Origin of the sequence: Rhizobium sp. CFBP 13644 (assembly GCF_014842165.1) — a bacterium.
In the GTDB taxonomy this organism is placed as follows: domain Bacteria; phylum Pseudomonadota; class Alphaproteobacteria; order Rhizobiales; family Rhizobiaceae; genus Agrobacterium; species Agrobacterium tumefaciens_C.
This window is the reverse complement of the sequence record NZ_JACYVF010000002.1, coordinates 795251-812265: the sequence shown is the minus strand read 5'-3', so window position 1 is coordinate 812265 and position 17015 is coordinate 795251. Positions and strand designations below refer to the sequence as shown.

The following is a 17015-nucleotide window of genomic DNA, read 5'->3' as shown; positions in this document are numbered from 1 at the left end:
CTGAAATCTCAGGCCGGTTTTTTTATGATTCGATATCTTAGTTCGCAGGCTTGGTCTTGGCAGCGTCCTGAGCGGCTTCGAGCTTCTTGCGCGCTTCTTCAGCCTTCTTCTGCATGCCTTCCTGCAGCGAACGCTGGCTTTCAGCAAGCTGAGACTGCGTGATTGGCTGGCCGTCGTAAGCGCCGGTGAAGCCGTTCAGAGCGATCTTGATAGGGTTCGGTGCGCGGCGGAAGTTGATCGACGTAAAGACGATTTCCGTGCCCTTTTTCATGCTGGCAATCATCGCATCCGTCAAAGGCACTTCTGCGGTGCACTTGTCTGGAAGGCAGACTGCGTAATCCAGCTTCTGGCCCTTGCCACCATCGATCTGCATCATGACGCCGGGAGGCAACAGACGCGCTGTTGGCACGGAAACCTGAAGCAGCTTGCGGTTGACCTTGCCTTCAACGCTGATGAGGCCGACAGCCGTGATCATCTGGCCGTTCTGCGCGAGAACAACGTTCTGAACAACGCAAACATCATTGTCTTCCTGCTTGCTGCATGTCTTGAACCAGCCAAGTGGCGGTGCGCCGGCCGGAGCGGCAGCCTGCTGCGCCTGCGACACAGCCGGTGCGGCCACTGCACCCAGCGAAAGAACGAGGGCAGACAGGGCTGCGCGGCTGAATGTGTTTGCGTTATGCATCATAAGAGTTCCGTCTCCTGAATTTTCTTAGACGAAGCAGAACGGTACGAACTGCTTGGCATCGCCGGTAACCGTCTGCCCGTTCAACTGTCGTTTAAATGAGGCAAATGCGTGACCCGAGTGTTTCGGCAAACCTGTTACATCCCGTTGAGGACGATATCCAGCACTTCTTTGAGTTTTTAAAGAAGCCCGACAAATTTTCTCTCGCAGGATGCCTGCCCGCGAGCGTTGTGTGTCTATTCGACACACTCAGACCGCTCGAACATATTTTAGTTACGCATCATGCTTTACGAAAATCAAAACCGATTTTCGCGCCGTTGCGTCGTCTGTGATACATTTGCGCGGGAATCAATACAAGACGGGTTGCCCGCATCAACGCAGGGATCAGACAGCCGGAATGCGACAGGACATTAATATGCGAAGCCTTTTGGCGTTCATCCCCGCCCTTCTTTTTTCAAGTTTGGCGCTGGCGGAACCACTCCACGGGATTTCAATGCATGGCACCGTTGCTCTGCCCGCAGACTACAAGCACCTTCCGTATGTGAACCCTGACGTCAAAAAAGGCGGACGCATGTCCTATGGCGTCGTCGGTACTTTCGATAGCCTCAACCCCTTTGTGTTGAAGGGCATGCGCACGACAGCGCGCGGCGTGTGGGACCCGGAATTCGGCAATCTCCTGTATGAGCCGCTGATGCAACGATCTGGCGACGAGCCGTTTTCGCTGTATGGCCTGTTGGCGGAAAGTGCCGAGTGGGATGACGATAGAACCTACATTCAGTTCAACATGAACCCGAAGGCGAAGTGGCAGGATGGCCAGCCGGTAACGCCTGATGATGTGATCTTCACTTTCAATCTGCTGAAGGAAAAAGGCCGCCCGCCCTTCAACAGCCGCCTGAATGGCGTGGCGAAAATGGAGAAGGTTGGAGAGCACGGCGTGCGCTTCACCTTCAACGAAAACGCCAATCGCGAAACGCCGCTGATTCTCGCCTCCTCCACCCCCATCCTGCCGAAACACGCCATCGACCAGGCGACATTCGAACAGGGCGGTCTTGGCCCCGTGGTCGGCTCTGGCCCTTACACGATCAAGACCCTGAAGCCCGGCGAACGTGTGGTCTGGCAGCGAGACCCGAATTATTGGGGCAAGGACATTCCCGCCAAGGTGGGCTTCGACAATTACGACGAAATCAGCATTCTCTACTTCCTGCAGGTCACGACCATGTTCGAAGCCTTCAAGAAGGGTGATATCGACATCTACCCTGAGGGCGATGCCATCAATGGCACGTCCGACACCTCCCATTGGGGGCAGGCCTATAATTTCCCTGCCGTTCAACGCGGAGAGATTGCCAGAGACGTTTTCGAAACCCGGATGCCATCGGGCATGTTCGGTTTGGTCTTCAACACCCGCCGCCCGCTGTTTGCCGATCAAAATGTCCGCGAGGGACTTTCCTATGTCCTCGATTTCGAGTGGATGAACCGCAATATTCTCGGCGGGGCCTTCAAGCGCACGCAGAGCTACTGGCAGAATTCCACCCTCGGCGCATTCGGCAACGCGGCGGATGAGCGTGAGCTGGCGCTGCTGGGCGACGCCGCCAAAAAACTGCCGCGAGCACTTCTTGCCGGTACCTACGCCATGCCGGTGACAGATGGATCGGGCGCTGACCGTACTGTGCTTAAACTCGCCGTCGACCGGCTGAAGGCGGCCGGTTACACCATCAAAAACGGCAGGATGTCTGATGCCTCAGGCCGCCAGCTTTCATTTGAAATCATGACACAAAATCCGGCGCAGGAGCGCATTGCGCTAGCCTATCAGCGCTCGCTGCGTCTCATCGGTGTCGATATGGCGATTCGTTCTGTTGATGACGGGCAGTATCAGGCACGCTCGAACAGTTTCGATTACGACATGATTATCCGCTCGCTTCCCTCCTCGCTTTCGCCGGGGGCCGAGCAGCTGAACCGTTGGGGTTCCGCCTCCCGTGATGCCAATGGTAGCTTCAATTATGCAGGTGTGGCTGACCCGGATGTGGACCGCATGCTGGAGGCGCTGTTGCAGGCCCGCTCCACCGAGGATTTTCAGGCAGCTGTCCGCGCCTACGACCGGCTTTTAACGGCAGGGCATTACGTCATCCCGCTCTATTACATCGGCGCGCAATGGGTGGCGCGGTGGAAATACATCGAGCGGCCAGACGGCATACCGCTTCTCGGCGCACAGAAAACGACTTGGTGGGATGCCCGCGCCCAGAAGAGCCCGTGACATTGTTCTCTTGAGGTAACGCCTTGCGCATGCCTCTCAACGCTCCTAGATGGAGCGGATATTTTTCAAGTCCGAAAGGGAAGCACCATGCAACGCATTGTTATCGACGTCGTCTCGGACATGGTCTGCCCATGGTGCTATGTCGGCAAGGCCCGGCTTGATCTTGCCATCGCTGAGGTTCTGGACGAGGTGAGCGTCGACATCAACTGGCGCCCTTACCGTCTTAACCCGGATTACCCGCCTGAAGGTGTGGACCAGAAGGCCGAGCTGGAAAAGAAGCTGGGTGGCAAGGACAAGGTCGCGCAGGCCCACGAAATGCTGACACAGCTTGGCAAGGAAGTCGGCATTGCCTTTGATTTCGACGCTATCAAAATTGGCCCCAACACGCTGGACGCCCATCGCCTTTCGCTTTGGGCACATGCCGAAGGACGCGAGTTTCAGGACAAGGTCGTCAACGAACTGTTCCGCGCGAATTTCGAACAGGGGCTCAATATTGGCGATCACACCGTGCTGGCCGACATTGGCGAGAAGGCCGGGATGAACCGCGAGGTCGTGACCAAGCTACTGGCATCCGATGCCGACAAGGACACGATCGTGGCCGAGATCGACGCTGCCCAGCAGATGGGTGTATCGGGCGTTCCCTTCTTCATTCTGGACCAGAAATATGCGGTCAGCGGCGCGCAGAGCAAGGAAGTGCTGATTAATGCGCTGCGGGATATTGCCAGAATGAAGCTAGAAGAGCATAGGGCAATGAACTGATCGTCAGCGCCTCGCTCGCGATTCCCGGCCCCTCCCTTTTTCTGGTGTCTCCGTGTCCGATAACACGCTGAAGGGCATTCTGCTCGCATTTGCAGCCTTTGCGGCCTACGCCTGGAGCGATGCGAGCGTGAAGCTCATCGAAGGGCAATTATCGCCCATTCAGTCCGCCTTCTTCGGCGCATTGTTCGGGCTCTGCGCCCTGCCCTTCATCCGCAAGAGAAATGACGACTGGCGCGATATTGTGCGCACCACCAACCGCCCCTTGTGGCTGTTGCGGTTTCTGTCATCAGGCGTGGGCGCCATAACCTCGGTCACGGCCTTCACCCATCTGTCGATGGCGGAAGCCTTTGCGCTCATCTTCCTGCTGCCAGCCTTCGTGACCATCATGTCCGTGCTGTTCCTCAAAGAACAGGTCGGGTTCAAACGCTGGTCAGCCGTCATCATCGGCTTTGCCGGGGTGCTGGTTATTTTAAGGCCCGGTTTCCGCGAGCTTTCGACCGGGCATATCGCGGCGATCATTGCTGGTCTCTGCGGGGCGATTTCCATCGTCGTTCTCCGCGCTATGGGGCCATCGGAAAAGAACATCTCGCTCTATGGGGCGGGGCTGATCGGCACGTTGGTGATTTGCGGCATCGCGATGATATCGACCTTCACACCGCCCAATGCCGAGCAATGGATGTATCTGGCCGGTTATGGCCTTCTCGGCGCTCTCGCCAATGTGCTCGTGATGTATGCCGCCCAATATGCGCCTGCCGCCATGATCGGGCCGACGCAATATAGCCAGATGCTGTGGGCAATCCTGTTCGGCTATTTGATTTTCGGTGACCATGTGGATGGCTGGATGCTGGTGGGCATTGCGCTTATCATCGGCTCAGGACTGATTACGCTGATCCGTGAGCGGCAGAGGCACGTGCCCCTGCCCACATCCGTTGCGGCGGCAGATCAGAATGTGAATGTCGCAATGACGCCCGACGATGACAGTCCTGAAGATCAATCACACGCGAACTGATCCTGATCAGTCACACACCCTGGCTCGGTCCATATCGCCGTAGCCATCCTGTCTCCATGCAACATGGCAGCGGGGGTAAACGGGCTGATAGACGACCGGTGGGCCATAGACAGGCTGGCTGTAGACCGGAGTGGCGGCATAGACCGGACCACTATTATAATTGTGCGATGCGCTGTTGATCAACGCACCCCCGACAACCGTGCCGGCGATACCGGCGAGCAATCCGCGTCCGAAATTATTATGTGCTTCTGCCTGGCTGGCGGTGGCAATTGTGGTGCCCGCAATTGTCAAGGCAACCAGACCAGCGGTGACAAACCTGTTCATGGTGGTCAACATAGTCTTGCTCCTTCATCTGACGGCGTGTGGCGAAGAATGCCGTGCCGATGAGCTGAGACTATGCCTCCAGACCATACCGCTTCATGTCCGTTTGATTAAATCGCCGTAAGGAACGGCGATTTAATTTGGGTCAGGTTTTTGCCAATTCCGCCAGTTGCGTCATGACCATGGCTGCGCCGGACAGACGCTTTTCTGGCGTTGGCAGATCGCGGGTCAGGAACACGCTGTGGTCTGGCCTGATCTTGGCCATGGAGCCCTGCTTGGCGATATAACCGACAAGCGCTGCGGGGTTCGGGAATTGCTTGTTGCGGAACTGCACAACGACGCCCTTTGGACCCGCATCGAGCTTTTCGACATTAGCCGTGCGGCAGAGCGACTTGACGTAGACGATCTTGAGCAGGTGCTGCACTTCCTTCGGCAGAGGGCCGAAGCGGTCGATCATCTCGGCACCGAAGCCATCGATTTCGTTGAGGTCGGTCAACTCGCCCAAGCGGCGGTAGAGACCCATGCGCAAATGCAGATCCGGCACGTAGGCTTCCGGGATCATGACAGATGTGCCAACCGAGATTTGCGGCGACCAGCCGGTATCGAGAACCTCGTCCTCACCCTTCACCTCGGCCACGGCCTCTTCCAGCATCTGCTGGTAAAGCTCGAAACCGACTTCCTTGATGTGGCCGGACTGTTCTTCGCCGAGCAGATTGCCCGCGCCGCGAATATCCAGATCGTGGCTGGCAAGCTGGAAGCCTGCGCCGAGCGTATCCAGCGATTGCAGAACCTTGAGCCGACGCTCCGCCATGGTCGTCAACACCTTGTTGACTGGCAGGGTGAACAGGGCAAAGGCGCGGACCTTGGAACGTCCCACGCGGCCGCGAAGCTGGTAAAGCTGCGCAAGGCCGAACATATCCGCACGATGCACGATCAGCGTATTGGCTGTCGGCACATCAAGGCCAGACTCGACAATGGTGGTGGACAGAAGCACATCATATTTGCCGTCATAGAAGGCATTCATGATGTCTTCCAGCTCGCCCGCCCCCATCTGCCCATGGGCAACGGCAACCTTCAGCTCCGGCACGTCAGATTGCAGGAAGGCGTGCATATCAGCCAAGTCTGCGAGACGCGGGCAGACATAGAAGCTCTGGCCGCCACGGTAATGCTCGCGCATCAGGGTTTCGCGGATGACAAGCGCATCGAATGGCGAGATGAAGGTGCGCACCGCCATGCGGTCCACGGGTGCCGTGGTGATCAGCGACAGTTCACGCACGCCGGTCATGGCCAGTTGCAGCGTGCGCGGAATGGGCGTGGCCGAAAGCGTCAGCACATGCACATCGCTTTTCAGCTCTTTCAGCCGTTCCTTGTGCTTCACGCCGAAATGCTGCTCCTCATCGATGATGAGAAGGCCGAGATTGGCGAAGTTGATGCCAGCGCCCAAAAGCGCGTGGGTGCCAACAACGATATCCGTCTTGCCCTCAGCCACTTCCTTCTTCGTCAGCGTCAGTTCCTTCGTCCCGACAAGGCGCGATGCCTGCTGGATGCGAATGGGAAGCCCGCGGAAACGCTCCGTAAAGGTGCGAAAATGCTGGCGCGCCAGAAGCGTGGTTGGCACGACGACGGCAACCTGCACGCCATTCATGGCAGCCAGGAAGGCGGCACGAAGCGCCACTTCCGTCTTGCCGAAGCCGACATCGCCGCAGATCAGGCGATCCATCGGGCGACCGGCGCCTAGGTCTTCACGAACCGATTCGATGGCGTTGAGCTGGTCTTCCGTTTCATCATAGGGGAAACGGGCCGCGAATTCGTCATAGAGACCATCCGGCGCTGCCAGCACTGGTGCGTGGCGTACCATGCGGGCTGCGGCAATGCGGATGAGATCGCCCGCCATATCCAGCAGGCGCTTCTTGAGCTTGGCCTTGCGCATTTGCCATGCGCCGCCACCCAGCTTGTCGAGGCTGGCTTCCGCCGAATCAGACCCGTAACGCGAGAGAAGATCGATGTTTTCGACCGGCAGGAAAAGCTTGGCCTCATCGGCATAATGCAGTTCAAGGCAATCACGCGGTGAACCCGCCGCCTCGATGGTGCGCAGACCGACAAAGCGGCCAATGCCGTGTTCGGCGTGAACGACGAGCGAACCCTCGTCCAGTCCGGCGACTTCCGAGATGAAATCGGCTCCGCGTTTGCGACGCTTGGAGCGCCGCACCATGCGGTCGCCCAGAATATCCTGCTCGCCGATCACGGCCAGATTGCCGGTTTCGAAACCCGCCTCAAGGCTTAAGACCGCAGCAGCGGCCTCGCCCTTGCCGAGCTTATCGACCTCTTTGAACGACTGCACCGTCTTGATGTTTTCAAGACCGTGCTCGTTCAGCACCTGCAACATGCGGTCCAGCGAACCTTCCGACCAGCCGGTTATCAGAACCTTCCAGCCCTTGGAGCGGCGCTCGGCAATATGTTTGACGGCAAGGGTGAAAACGTTGACGCGGTCTTCGCTTTCGCTCTCCGTCTGCGACTTTGCCCAGCGCGGCCCGACATGGGCATCCAGCAAGGCAACCGGCTTGTCTTTCGTGTCTTGCTCGTTAAACGGCGTCAGGCGAACGGCATTGACGGCATCGAGTGCCGTTTCAAAGCTTCTCGCCCCAAGATAGATCTGGCTTGGCGCGACCGGCTTATAGGGTGCACCCTGCGTGGAGCCCTTTTTCTCGCCCGACGTCTGGCGTGCATCATAATAATCATTCACCAGCTTGGCACGCTCGACAGCGGCCTCACGGGCTGTGTGGTCGGTGACGATGCGGAAGCCCTTGAGATAGTCGAACGCCGTTTCCAGCTCTTCGTAAAACAGTGGCAGCCAATGTTCCATGCCAGCGTAACGGCGGCCTTCGGAAACGGCCTGATAGAGCGCGTCATCCCGGGTGGCGGCGCCAAACATGGTCAGGTAGTTCTTGCGGAAACGACCGATCGTATCCGGCGTCAGCGTCACTTCGCTCATGGGGTTGAGGTCAAGCGAGCGGGCCTGTCCGATGGTCCGCTGGCTGGCGGGATCGAAACTACGGATGCTTTCCAGCGTATCGCCGAAGAAATCCAGCCGCACCGGCTCTTCCGTGCCGGGCACGAAAACATCGAGAATGCCGCCACGCACGGCGAATTCGCCCACTTCGCGCACCGTTGCCACACGGTCGAAACCATTGCGCTCCAGCCGCGCGGCAATCTCTTCCATGCGGATCTGGTTGCCGGGCTTGGCCGAGAAAGCCAAGCTTTCGATCACATCCCGAGGCGCCATCTTCTGCAACATGGCATTGACGGTGACGAGGACGATGGCCGGGTGGGGCTTCTTCTGGTGGTGAATCAGGCCCGACAGCGTGGCCAGACGGCGCGCTGACACATGCGCACTCGGCGAAACGCGGTCATAGGGCAGGCAATCCCAGGCGGGCAATGACAGAACGGGGATATCAGGCGCAATGAAGCCAAGCATCTGCTCCAGATCGGCCACGCGCTGGCCGTCGGAGAGAACATAGGCCACGGGCGTGCCTTGGCGGGCCATATCGGCCAGCAGAAAGGCTTCCGTGCCAGAAGGCACATTACCAATGGTCAACGGCGTGTTGGCCGATGCCACCAGCCTGACATCGAATCCAGCTATCATTGAGCGCTATTTCCGTTCTGGGCGGTGACCAGATCAAAATCCGGGCGGTAGGAAATGATTTTCATGAACAGAGGCGTCTGGAACTTCTCCGGAATGGCTTGTGCCCCCGTCACGAACTGCACGAGGTCCTGATCTTCCTCATCCATGATGATTTCCAGCTCGTCCAGCTGCTCTTCGGAAAGATCGGAGATGTTTTCTTCCGCGAACTGGCCGAGAACCAGATCCATTTCCCTGATGCCGCGGTGCCAGCACCGATAAAGAATTCGCCTGCGCCTCGGATCGAGGTCAGCGCTTGTGCGCACCAGTCCTGTCATGGCATTCACCCGTTTGTTGACGTGGCCTTTCCTATAGAACAGGACAGGAACGGTTGGGAACCGGTTTTTTAGGAAAATATTGCCGGACCTCGCAAAACTGCCGGTGATAAACTGAGTTTATCCGCAAGTCGCCCTTGCATTGCGCCCGCCCTTCCATGATTTTGCTCGCCATGCGCCCCGCCCTCCTTGATCCGCTGTTTGCTACTGTCGCCACGCTTGCAGGCGTAGGGCCGAAACTTGCCGATTTGCTGGCTAAGCTTCTGGGTCGGGAAAACGCTTTGGAAAGCCGGGTCATCGACCTCATCTTCCACGCGCCCTACAACATCATAGACCGGCGCAACCGCCCCGGCATTGCTCACGCGCCCCAGGGCGGAATCGTAACCATTCAAGGCCGCATAGACCGCCACCAGCCAGCACCACCGGGCAACCGTGCAGCGCCCTACCGCGTGTTTCTGCATGACGAGACCGGTGAGCTGGCGCTGACCTTTTTCCGCGCAAAGGGAGACTGGCTCTCCAAGGCTCTGCCTGTGGATGAAGAGGTGATGGTCAGCGGCAAGATCGACTGGTTCAACGGCCGCGCCTCGATGGTGCACCCGGATTTCATGGTGAAGGTTTCCGAGGCCGAAAACCTGCCTTTGGTCGAGCCGGTCTATCCGCTAACGGCGGGGCTTTCGCCCAAGGTTCTGAGACGGGCCATCGATGGCGCACTTTCCAAAATGCCGGTCTTTCCAGAATGGATCGACGAGGCGCTGGCGAAGCGTGAGAGCTTTCCAGATGTGGCAACCGCCTTTCGCGATCTGCACGACCCCCGCGATGAAACCGACATCGACCCGCAAGCGCCCGCGCGGCGAAGGCTTGCCTATGACGAGTTTCTGGCCGGTCAGCTATCGCTCGCGCTGGTGCGCCAAAGGCTTCGTAAGGTTACCGGCCAGCCCATTCGTGCCAAGGGAGAATTTGCTGCCAAGATTCTGGCCAATCTGCCATTTTCGCTGACAGCAAGCCAGAGCGCAGCGGTGAAGGACATTCTGACCGACATGGCGGGCGAAGACCGCATGTTGCGGCTGTTGCAAGGTGATGTCGGCGCGGGCAAGACGCTGGTTGCGCTGATGGCCATGGCCACAGCCGTGGAAGCTGGCGGACAGGCAGTGCTGATGGCACCGACCGAAATTCTCGCCCGCCAGCACTTTGCGACCATCTCGAAATTTGCCGCCACCGCTGGCATTTCCTGCGTGGTGCTGACAGGGCGCACGAAGGGCAAAGAGCGCCGGGAAATAGAAGAAAAGATTGCCTCCGGTGAGGCCCAGATCGTGATCGGCACCCATGCGCTGTTTCAGGATAGCGTGACCTATAAGAGCCTCGTGCTGGCGGTGGTGGATGAGCAGCACCGCTTCGGCGTGCACCAGCGCCTGCGACTGACCGCCAAGGGCATCTCGCCGCACATGCTGGTCATGACAGCGACACCCATTCCCCGCACGCTGGTTCTCGCTGCGTTCGGAGACATGGATGTTTCCAAGCTGACGGAAAAACCGGCTGGCCGCAAACCCATCCAGACCGTGACGATTTCCACCGAGCGCATCGGCGATATTGTTGCGCGGCTGAAAAGCGCGCTTGCCGACGGCAAGAAAGCCTATTGGATCTGCCCGCTGGTGGAGGAATCGGAGGAATCCGATCTCATGTCAGCGGAAGAACGTCACGCCGTCCTCTCGAAGTCACTGGGCGCAGACATAGGCCTCATCCATGGCCGTATGACCGGGCCGGAAAAAGACGCGGCCATGCTTGCCTTCAAGAGCGGTGAAACCCGCCTGCTGGTGGCAACGACAGTGGTGGAAGTGGGCGTAGATGTGCCGGATGCCACGATCATGGTCATCGAGCACGCCGAGAATTTCGGCCTTGCCCAGCTTCACCAGTTGCGCGGCCGGGTGGGGCGTGGCGATGAAGCTTCCACCTGCATCCTGCTCTATAAGGGGCCTCTCAGCGAAACGGGCAAAGCGCGACTTTCCATTCTGCGCGACAGTGAGGATGGCTTTCTGATTGCCGAAGAGGATCTGAAGCTGCGTGGTGAAGGTGAGCTTCTGGGCACCCGCCAATCTGGAACACCCGGTTTCCGCATCGCCAGTCTTGAGGCACATGCCGACCTGCTGGAGATTGCCCGCAAGGATGCCGCCTACATCATAGAACGCGACGCGGAACTGATGAGCGACCGTGGCCGCAATTTGAGAACGCTGCTCTATCTCCATCGCCGCGACGAAGCGATCCGTTTCCTCCATGCAGGCTGACCGCCATGAATGACATGCCCCTTCCGCCGCCAGCCTTTTCAAAGGGCTACGCGCTTTGCTCTCCGGCCAATCTTATTCAGCCGGAAACTTTCGCAAAGACCGAGAAGAAAGCCGTAGCCAAAAGCTTCAAGAAACCCGGGCGCAAGAAAGCATGGGCAAAGGCCTTGGAGGAAGGCTGGAGCGTGAAATTCGTTTATATGCGCGTCTTCGTGCCGGTCTTTCACTCGACCGCGACGTCTAGCGAAGTTTACGACGACGATTGATCCACGACGGGCTGGTCAGCCGTCTTGGCAATGAAATCCGGAGCGACCAGACCGCCAGAAATCAGCAGCTTCGCGCCATCTTCCGGCGACATATCCAGCATGATGATCTTGTCTTTCGGCACGAACAGCAGGAAGCCCGCTGTCGGAACCGGCGTTGGCGGCAGAAAGACCGCGACCATTTCCTGCCCCATCTCGTTGAAGCGGTGCGCCATTTCGCCTGTCGCATCCGATGCGACGAACACCATGGCCCATGTGCCGGGCGACGGAAACTCGATCAGGCCGACTTTCTTGAACGAACTGGAATGCTCCTTCAAAACCGATTCGAACAGCTGCTTGATGCTTTTGTAGATGGGCCGGACAAAGGGCATGTGGTTGAGGATCGACTCGCCTACGCCGACGATCCATTTTCCGATGAGATTGTTGCCGAGAAAGCCGATGAGCGTGATGCCGATGACGGCCACCAGAAGGCCGAAACCGGGAATGGCGACATCGAAGTATTGCTCCGGGTCGTAGCGCGCCGGAATATAGGGTTTGACCCAACTATCCACCCATTGCAGGAACGTCCACACGAGCCACATGGTAATCGTGACCGGCGCAAGAATGAGGATGCCAGTCAGAAAATTGTTGCGCAACCGCGTCGCAAACGAAACTTTGAGGGGGTGATCTGTCATACAATCCGCAGGGCTGTTATTCGGCATCACCAAGCTAGAGCGTTTCCATGGAAACGCTCCGACCATAATGATAACGGATCATGCCGGAGGCTGTTCCCTGCTGCAAGCAAAGGATTGTGAATTCTTTGTTAGGGAGACGCCAGCCGAGCCGACGGCGTCCCCTTGATGCCGATTACTCCACTGTCACCGACTTCGCCAGATTGCGCGGCTGGTCAACGTCCGTCCCCATGAAGACGGCGGTGTGATAGGCCAAGAGCTGGATGGGCAGCGAGAAGACCATCGGTGCGATGATTTCATCGACGTTTGGCAGAACGATCGTCGCCATGGTTTCGAGCTTGGAGGCGGCAGCGCCCGTCTCATCGGTGATGAAAATGATCTTCCCGCCGCGTGCTGCGACTTCCTGCATGTTGGAGACAGTCTTTTCAAAGAACCGGTCATGCGGAGCGATAACGATGACAGGCATGTTCTCATCGATCAGCGCGATAGGCCCATGCTTCAGCTCGCCAGCGGCATAACCTTCGGCGTGAATATAAGAGATTTCCTTGAGCTTCAGCGCGCCTTCCAGCGCCAGCGGATAGCTGGTGCCACGACCGAGATAGAGCACATCCTTGAAACGCGAGAGATCTCGCGACAGGGTTTCGATCTGCGGCTGGATGGCGTTCAAGACTTCGCTCATCACTCGCGGCATTTCGATCAGGTGACGGACAAGTTCGGTTTCCTGCGCGGCATCCAGAGTGCCGCGAGCCTTCCCTGCCGAAATGGCAAGCGATGCGAGAACAGCAAGCTGGCAGGTGAAGGCCTTGGTGGAGGCCACGCCGATTTCAGGGCCGGCCAGAATCGGAAACACCGCATCGGACTCACGCGCCATGGTCGATTCGCGCACATTGACCACGGTGCCGATCTTCAGACCGTTTTCCTGGCAATAGCGCAGCGAAGCAAGCGTATCTGCCGTTTCACCAGACTGCGAAATGAACAGGGCCGCCTGCGTGGGCAGCAGCGGCATTTCCCGGTAGCGGAATTCGGATGCGACATCGATTTCAACGGGCAAGCGCGCATAACGCTCGAACCAGTATTTGCCGATGAGGCCAGAGAGGTAAGCCGTGCCGCAGGCGGAAATCGCAAGGCCCGTGAGCTTCCCGAAATCAATGGCGGGATCGGCTGGCTTCACGCGCTTTTCAGCGAAATCTACGTAGTGGCTGAGCGCGTGGGAGATGACCTCCGGTTGCTCGTAGATTTCCTTTTCCATGAAGTGGCGGTGGTTGCCCTTATCCACGACATAGGCGGTGGCCTGCGAAATCTGGCGCGGACGTTGCACCGGCTTGCCGGAAAAATCGATGATCTCAACGCCATCGCGGTTCAGAATGGCGCAATCGCCATCCACCAGATAGGTGATTTCATTGGTAAACGGCGAAAGCGCGATGGCGTCTGAGCCTAAGAACATTTCGCCGCGCCCGTAACCGATGGCGAGCGGCGGGCCGGAACGGGCCGACAGCAGGGTGTCGGGGTCATCCTGAAAGATCACGCCCAGCGCATAGGCACCAGTCACGCGGTTGAGCATGGCCAGCATGGCCGCGCGGTGATCCAAGCCATCGCGGGTGAACTTCGCCAGCAGCTGCGCCACGACTTCGGTATCCGTCTGCGTGGTGAAGACAGCGCCTTCCGCCGCCAACTCGTCACGCAATTCCGAAAAGTTCTCGATGATGCCGTTATGAACCACGGCGACGCCATCGACGAAATGCGGATGCGCGTTGGTTTCGTTGGGAACGCCATGGGTGGCCCAGCGGGTGTGGGCAATGCCGGTCAAACCTGCCAGCGGTTCATCGAACAGCTTCTTTTCAAGATTGAACAGCTTGCCTTCTGCACGGCGGCGGGCAAGCGCGCCCTCATGGATTGTTGCAACGCCAGCGGAGTCATAACCCCGATATTCCAGACGCTTCAGCGCTTCCACAAGGCGCCCCGCAACCGGTTGCGTTCCAACAATTCCAACTATGCCGCACATGCACTTCTCCAAAACGTTCTCGCTAGCCGAAGTCCTAGCGATTTCCGCGAAATCCGCAATCGCGGTCGCAGTCACTTTCGATGTCTATTCGTTACGATATTGACGACGCAATTCAGGTCTTTTTCTTGGCGTCCTTGATGGCCTGGGCGCGAGCGCGAAGAGCACCAGCGCGCCCCTCCTTGATCTCCTGACGCGCCCGGCCAAAGGCCAGCGCATCGGCAGGCACATCATCCGTAATCACGCTGCCGGAGGCCACATAGGCATCGTCACCGATGGTCACAGGCGCAACCAGCGAGGAATTGGAGCCGACAAAGGCGTTCTTGCCGATTCGCGTCTCGTGCTTATTGATGCCATCATAATTGCAGGTGATGGTCCCTGCCCCGATATTGCTGCCAGCGCCTACGAAGGCATCGCCAATATAGGTGAGGTGATTGACCTTGGCACCCTCGCCGATCTCGGCCTTCTTGACCTCGCAGAAATTTCCGACCTTGGAATTTGCAGCCAGATTGGCACCGGGCCGCAGCCGCGCATAGGGGCCGACAGTGGCGCCGCCGCTGACATGCGCGCCTTCCAGATGGGAAAATGCGTGGATGATAGCTCCCGATTCGATTGTGACGCCGGGCCCGATGACGACATTGGGCTCAATCAACGCATCCTGACCGATCTTGGTATCCCAGGAGAGGAACACCGTTTCCGGTGCAATCATCGACACGCCATCGATCATGAACTGGTGGCGCGCACGCTCCTGCCATAGCTTTTCGATGATGGCCAGTTCGGCGCGGTTGTTGCAGCCTGTCAACTCACTTTCCGGCGCATCGATGGCGATGGCCTTGCCGCCAAGCGAACGGGCGATCTCGACAATGTCAGTGAGATAATATTCGCCCTTGGCATTTTGATTGCCGATGCGGGTCAGAAGATCAAGCGCGCGACGGCCATTGACCGCCATCAGGCCGCTATTGCACCAAGTAACCTTGCGCTCTTCCTCGGTCGCATCCTTTTCTTCGCGGATGGCGACAAGCTCGCCGTTTTCAACCAGCAGACGGCCGTAGCCGGTTGGCTTATCCGTGTGGAAACCGATGACGACAACATCGACATTCTCCGCCAGCGCCTGACGTGCCTTGTTCAATGTCTGCAATGTGAGGAGCGGCACATCGCCATAGGCGATCAGAATATCATCGTAGCCAGCTTCGATGGCGTCCCGCGCGGCCAGAACCGCGTTGCCGGTGCCCAGCCGCTCTTTCTGAAGGTAGGGCTCGACGCTAACGCCAGCACCGCGTGCGGCTTCCGCAACCTTTTCCGCATCGCGCCCGACCACGAGTGCTGCCGCACTCACACCGGCACCAGCCACAGCCTGCATCACATGCGCAATCATCGCCCGGCCAGCCACGGGATGCAGCACCTTAGACATGGACGACTTCATGCGTGTGCTTTCACCAGCGGCGAGAATGACGGCAAGGCAACTGCGTTCCATTGAAATCTCCGACTCAATCAATCCATCTGGCCGCCAAATCATTGGGCAGGCCCTTTGCACCCGCTATAAACACTCAAGAATAAAGAAACCATGGAAATTGCGTGAACGTTGGAAACCTGCCGTGAGCAATAGCCGAAAAAAAGCCACGTCTGTTTCCAGACGCGGCTTCTTTATTGAAGCTTCAATACCGTCACGCTCTGGCTTGTCCCGAACATGACGATGGAGAGCGAACAAACAGCTTATTGCGGCAGCTTGTCGTCTACGCCTGCGACGTAGAAGTTCAGGCCGAGAAGAACCTTGTCTTCCGCCTTTTCGCCAGCCTTCAGCCACTCGGAGCCGTCCTGCTTCTTGATTGGGCCGGTGAAGGGGTGCAACTCGCCGGACTTGATCTTGGCTTCGGTTTCCTCAGCCATTTTCTTCACGTCGTCAGGCATGTTGGTGTAAGGAGCCATGGTCAGGATGCCGTCTTTCAGGCCATCCCAGACCGATTCGGACTTCCATGTACCATCGAGAAGGGCCTGTGTGCGCTTGATGTAGTAAGCGCCCCAGGTATCGACGATGGCCGTAAGCTGCGTGTTTGGACCAGCCTTGATCATGTCAGATGCCTGACCGAAAGCCTTGATGCCACGCTCTGCTGCAACCTGCATCGGTGCAGTCGTGTCTGTGTGCTGGGTCAGAATGTCGACGCCTTGGTCGATCAGCGCCTTGGCGGCATCGGCTTCCTTGCCGGGGTCAAACCATGTGTTGGCCCATACGACCTTGACCTTGAATTCTGGGTTGACCGACTGCGCGCCCAGAACGAAGGCGTCGATGCCCATCACAACTTCAGGAATTGGGAAGGAAGCGATGTAACCGGCAAGACCCTTCTGGGACATCTTGGCAGCGATCTGGCCCTGAATGTAACGGCCTTCGTAGAAACGCGAATTGTAGGTCGCGAGGTTTGCTGCACCCTTGAAGCCGGTTGCGTGTTCGAACTTCACCTTCGGGAATTTCTGCGCGACCTTTACGGTCGCGTCCATGAAGCCAAACGATGTCGTGTAGATCAGTTCACAGCCGGAACGGGCCATGCGCTCGATTGCGCGCTCGGCATCAGGGCCTTCAGGAACGCTTTCGAGGAAAGGCGTTTCAATCTTGTCGCCGAAATGCTTCTGCAGTTCCTGACGACCAATATCGTGTGCCTGTGTCCAGCCGCCATCGGTCTTTGTGCCGACGTAAACGAAGCAGACCTTCTTGGCATCTGCGGCTTGCGCGGACGGAACAATACCGACAACTGCGGCGGCAGATGCGGCCAGTGCGATGATGAGTTTTCTCATTGTTACCCCTGTTGGTTAGGCTTGATCTTGGTTCTGGTGGTGG

13 protein-coding genes are annotated in these 17015 nt (G+C 58.1%); 5 read left to right on the top strand and 8 right to left on the bottom strand.

Translation table 11 applies throughout. The features are described 5' to 3' along the window. Window positions 1-37: 37 nt before the first annotated feature. Window positions 38-685: an invasion associated locus B family protein gene (locus IFT53_RS09000; protein ID WP_042619042.1), complete on the bottom strand. Its 648-nt coding sequence runs from the start codon at window positions 683-685 to the stop codon at window positions 38-40. A gap of 412 nt (window positions 686-1097) precedes the next feature. Between IFT53_RS09000 and IFT53_RS08995 the strand changes: the two genes are divergently transcribed. The 3 genes from IFT53_RS08995 (at window position 1098) to IFT53_RS08985 (ending at window position 4701) form a co-directional block, all read left to right on the top strand. After that, window positions 1098-2933 carry an extracellular solute-binding protein gene (locus IFT53_RS08995; RefSeq protein WP_192063977.1) on the top strand — a complete coding sequence of 612 codons (1836 nt, stop codon included), beginning with the start codon at window positions 1098-1100 and terminating at the stop codon, window positions 2931-2933. Window positions 2934-3020: 87 nt separating this feature from the next. Beyond that, window positions 3021-3692 (top strand): DsbA family oxidoreductase, encoded by a 672-nt coding sequence (locus IFT53_RS08990; RefSeq protein WP_192063978.1) that lies wholly within the window; start codon window positions 3021-3023, stop codon window positions 3690-3692. 52 nt (window positions 3693-3744) lie between these two features. Continuing rightward, on the top strand, window positions 3745-4701 hold the full coding sequence (locus tag IFT53_RS08985) for an EamA family transporter (RefSeq protein WP_192063979.1): 957 nt from the start codon (window positions 3745-3747) through the stop codon (window positions 4699-4701). A 6-nt stretch (window positions 4702-4707) separates the two neighbouring features. On the opposite strand, the gene IFT53_RS08980 is transcribed toward IFT53_RS08985, so the two are convergent. The 3 genes from IFT53_RS08980 to IFT53_RS08970 all read right to left on the bottom strand — a co-directional run bounded on the left by IFT53_RS08980 (window position 4708) and on the right by IFT53_RS08970 (window position 8979). Next, window positions 4708-5037 carry a hypothetical protein gene (locus IFT53_RS08980; RefSeq protein WP_192063980.1) on the bottom strand — a complete coding sequence of 110 codons (330 nt, stop codon included), beginning with the start codon at window positions 5035-5037 and terminating at the stop codon, window positions 4708-4710. Between the two features lie 130 nt (window positions 5038-5167). Continuing rightward, window positions 5168-8665, bottom strand: coding sequence for a transcription-repair coupling factor (gene mfd, locus IFT53_RS08975; protein WP_192063981.1), 3498 nt, complete (start codon window positions 8663-8665; stop codon window positions 5168-5170). After that, a complete protein-coding gene (locus IFT53_RS08970; protein ID WP_192063982.1) occupies window positions 8662-8979 on the bottom strand; it encodes a succinate dehydrogenase assembly factor 2 in 318 nt (105 codons plus the stop codon). The genes mfd and IFT53_RS08970 overlap by 4 nt, the downstream gene beginning before the upstream one ends. A gap of 170 nt (window positions 8980-9149) precedes the next feature. Between IFT53_RS08970 and recG the strand changes: the two genes are divergently transcribed. Both recG and IFT53_RS08960 read left to right on the top strand, forming a co-directional pair. Then, complete coding sequence (gene recG / locus IFT53_RS08965) at window positions 9150-11255, top strand: ATP-dependent DNA helicase RecG (RefSeq protein WP_192063983.1); 2106 nt, start codon at window positions 9150-9152, stop codon at window positions 11253-11255. Window positions 11256-11260: 5 nt separating this feature from the next. Further along, window positions 11261-11518, top strand: a complete 258-nt coding sequence (locus IFT53_RS08960; RefSeq protein WP_192063984.1) for a hypothetical protein — start codon at window positions 11261-11263, stop codon at window positions 11516-11518. Here IFT53_RS08960 and IFT53_RS08955 read toward each other — a convergent pair. The 4 genes from IFT53_RS08955 to IFT53_RS08940 form a co-directional block, all read right to left on the bottom strand. Then, the gene (locus tag IFT53_RS08955) at window positions 11503-12189 is read right to left on the bottom strand and encodes a DUF502 domain-containing protein (protein WP_042619035.1); all 687 of its coding nucleotides are present in this window, start codon (window positions 12187-12189) and stop codon (window positions 11503-11505) included. The genes IFT53_RS08960 and IFT53_RS08955 overlap by 16 nt on opposite strands. A gap of 172 nt (window positions 12190-12361) precedes the next feature. Beyond that, on the bottom strand, window positions 12362-14188 hold the full coding sequence (gene glmS / locus IFT53_RS08950; protein ID WP_192063985.1) for a glutamine--fructose-6-phosphate transaminase (isomerizing): 1827 nt from the start codon (window positions 14186-14188) through the stop codon (window positions 12362-12364). Window positions 14189-14300: 112 nt separating this feature from the next. Then, window positions 14301-15659, bottom strand: a complete 1359-nt coding sequence (glmU, locus tag IFT53_RS08945; RefSeq protein WP_192063986.1) for a bifunctional UDP-N-acetylglucosamine diphosphorylase/glucosamine-1-phosphate N-acetyltransferase GlmU — start codon at window positions 15657-15659, stop codon at window positions 14301-14303. Window positions 15660-15898: 239 nt separating this feature from the next. Further along, entirely contained in the window at window positions 15899-16972 is a 1074-nt protein-coding gene (locus tag IFT53_RS08940; protein ID WP_042619032.1) for a BMP family ABC transporter substrate-binding protein, read from the bottom strand. Window positions 16973-17015: the final 43 nt, after the last annotated feature.

What these genes read in the sequence shown, in the direction of transcription:
- mfd (WP_192063981.1), bottom strand. Translation starts at nt 8,665, where the DNA reads ATGATAGCTGGATTCGATGTCAGGCTGGTGGCATCGGCCAACACGCCG.
- IFT53_RS08955 (WP_042619035.1), bottom strand. Translation starts at nt 12,189, where the DNA reads ATGACAGATCACCCCCTCAAAGTTTCGTTTGCGACGCGGTTGCGCAAC.
- glmU (WP_192063986.1), bottom strand. Translation starts at nt 15,659, where the DNA reads ATGGAACGCAGTTGCCTTGCCGTCATTCTCGCCGCTGGTGAAAGCACA.
- IFT53_RS08980 (WP_192063980.1), bottom strand. Translation starts at nt 5,037, where the DNA reads ATGTTGACCACCATGAACAGGTTTGTCACCGCTGGTCTGGTTGCCTTG.
- glmS (WP_192063985.1), bottom strand. Translation starts at nt 14,188, where the DNA reads ATGTGCGGCATAGTTGGAATTGTTGGAACGCAACCGGTTGCGGGGCGC.
- recG (WP_192063983.1), top strand. Translation starts at nt 9,150, where the DNA reads ATGCGCCCCGCCCTCCTTGATCCGCTGTTTGCTACTGTCGCCACGCTT.
- IFT53_RS08995 (WP_192063977.1), top strand. Translation starts at nt 1,098, where the DNA reads ATGCGAAGCCTTTTGGCGTTCATCCCCGCCCTTCTTTTTTCAAGTTTG.
- IFT53_RS08970 (WP_192063982.1), bottom strand. Translation starts at nt 8,979, where the DNA reads ATGACAGGACTGGTGCGCACAAGCGCTGACCTCGATCCGAGGCGCAGG.
- IFT53_RS08990 (WP_192063978.1), top strand. Translation starts at nt 3,021, where the DNA reads ATGCAACGCATTGTTATCGACGTCGTCTCGGACATGGTCTGCCCATGG.
- IFT53_RS08940 (WP_042619032.1), bottom strand. Translation starts at nt 16,972, where the DNA reads ATGAGAAAACTCATCATCGCACTGGCCGCATCTGCCGCCGCAGTTGTC.
- IFT53_RS09000 (WP_042619042.1), bottom strand. Translation starts at nt 685, where the DNA reads ATGATGCATAACGCAAACACATTCAGCCGCGCAGCCCTGTCTGCCCTC.
- IFT53_RS08960 (WP_192063984.1), top strand. Translation starts at nt 11,261, where the DNA reads ATGAATGACATGCCCCTTCCGCCGCCAGCCTTTTCAAAGGGCTACGCG.